1 protein-coding gene and 1 pseudogene are annotated in these 2521 nt (G+C 48.5%); both read left to right on the forward strand.

The window, feature by feature from the left end; translation table 11 throughout:
* Window positions 1-1656 (forward strand): AraC family transcriptional regulator (locus AC1DWB_RS33525; RefSeq protein WP_477545417.1); only part of this gene is annotated, 1656 nt, incomplete at its 5' end.
* Between the two features lie 237 nt (window positions 1657-1893).
* Window positions 1894-2521 (forward strand): annotated as a pseudogene (locus AC1DWB_RS33530) (carbohydrate-binding cenc domain protein); the annotation flags it as partial.

Genomic DNA, 2521 nt, shown 5'->3' on the forward strand with positions numbered 1-2521 from the left:
GCTACAGGGTTCCTGTATCTGGACATTTCCTTGAATCATATGCAAAGTATGGTGCGAAAAGCAATCACTTTCCCGCAATCCGAGTTATATATGTTCGATGAGAACGGGCAGTTAATACTCGGTGGACAGAACGCCAAGGTGGATGAAATTGCCGCCGTACAGCGAGCGTTGGCAAGTTCGTCGAACAAAGTCGATACAGAATCGTTCACACGTTTTGGGAACAGTGTAATCTCCATCCTCCCCGATAGAGATTCTGTAAACCGGTGGAATTATGCGATTGTGCGGCCAATGGAGTCGTTCCTGCTATCGGCGAATAAGATGAAACGCCAAGTGTGGACAGCTTGTCTGTTCGCACTATTCGGCGGGGTGATTGTGTCCTTCCTGATGTCCAGACATTTCTATATGCCACTGAAGAAGCTACTATATTCGATTCGAAACTTATATTCAGGCCCGCCGCCAGTTAAGAGTGGTCACGAATATGCAGCAATTGACCATATGCTTATGTTCATCGATAGGAGTATGCTTCAGATGAAGGACCAGGCTAGAATTAATCAGATCAGAGGGCTAATCACCGGTCAACAGACAGCAGCTGGTTTCGGTGATTTACCTGAGATCCCGCTAGAGTGCCGGTACGCAGTCGCCTACATCGTGAAGGAAGATGAAGGCAGTGAACGGCTGGTCCGGCTAATCGAAGAACAACAATACGGGCTTACAACTGAACTGGTTAGCTTAAGTGCAACGGAGATGGCCTTGCTTGTATTTATATATGAGAMCACCGCGGATACGTCCGATATGGTCAGGAGCGCGCTTGAATCCATGAGGCTATCCGAGGACACGGCATCATTCGGAGCGGGCATCGGCAGCGTCGTTGATTCGGTGGAGGCTATTCATCAATCCTATCAAGAAGCGGTGCAAGCCTACAAATATTCCTATATCCGTGGAAAGGAAGCTATTATTCGGTATGACGAAATTTCGGCCAATCGTGATACCGTGTTGCTTCCTAACGTGGGATACGAGCTGTTGCAGCACAAAGTACAGGCAGGAAGCAGCAGTGAAGTGGAGCAGTGGATCGATGAACTAACCCTTACATTGAAGTCAGAGATACTCAGCGTCGATACCATTGRGCTGACCAGTATGAGGATCGCAACGATATTGTCACAAGTCGTCATCGATCATAAGTTGCACGACATGTTCCCGGTGTTCGGATTCCATGAAAGAATCAAGCAGCGTACGATGGACGAAACAATGAACGTTCTGAAGGAACAAGCCGTGAACATCGCGAGATACATCCAGGAGAGCCGGAATGACGCGCATCTGGAGAAGATCACTCGTTTGAAATCGTTCATCGCAGATCATATGGCGGACGATCTCACGCTTGAGGAGTTAGCTGGAAGGGTAAGTTTATCGCCGAATTATGTGTCGACGTTGTTCGGTTCGATAACAGGGGAGTCCTTCACCGAATACTTGAATCGCATCCGTCTGGAACAAGCGGCCTATCTCCTTGTCATGAATAGGAAGCTGACGGTTGCAGAAATTGCCACATCAGTCGGTTACCGCAACTCCCAATATTTCTGCACCAAATTCAAGGCGAAGTTCGGCGTTACCCCGCTTCAGTACCGCTCCTCCGGGATGATGCAGGAAAGCATGGCCAAATGATCCGAATCCTTTATAATTTTCTCGATTCGATGATAATAAAAGCGCTAACAAGAAATAAATGTAACGTTTTCGAGACATTTGAAATGGACGTATATAGGATTCCTGTTCTATATTTGGACTCAGAACAGGACTAATAAGAATAATACGCAACAGCTGATCTTCAATCGACAACAGTCCCCTGAAGATCAGCTGGTTGTTTGCATCTAGTGGATGTCGACATCACACAAGGAGGAAGAAATGACACATCTAAGCAATGATATCTATTACGTAGCAGTGAACGGGAGCGATACGAACGACGGGTTGCAGCCTGAACGGGCTTGGCAGACGATCGGACGTGCTGCAGCGGTAATGAAGGCTGGTGATCGCTGTATCGTAGGCGGCGGTTCGTACCGGGAGACAGTTGTTCCTGCAGCTTCCGGTCAGGAAGGTGCGCCCATCCGATTCGAAGCGCAGTCTGGAGAGCGGGTTGTAATTAGCGGTTGTGATCTGGTGACAGGCTGGACGGAACGGGAAGAGGGCATCTATGAAGCTCCGATGGATTGGAGTCTACATGGGGATAACGGCAATATCGTATTCATTGACGGTGTTCTTAGTCATGAAGCGACGTGGCCCCACATTACAGATCGTCTTGATCGTTCCCAGTATGCCGTCGTCGACCAATGTACGAATGAAATGCCTACTTATACAATCTATGATGAAGATTTGCTTGGCTTTCCGGACGGGTATTGGACCGGAGCAGTCGTTGCCTGTGTGAACGGGGTGGGCTATTTTATTTCTACCGCGCGAGTGACTGATTTCCGGCAAGGTACCCTTTATTTCGACGGTTGGGTTAGTTCTGCTCCACATTACTGGACGGCTCCAGGAG

Source organism: Paenibacillus sp. P4_E11, from assembly GCF_056401635.1.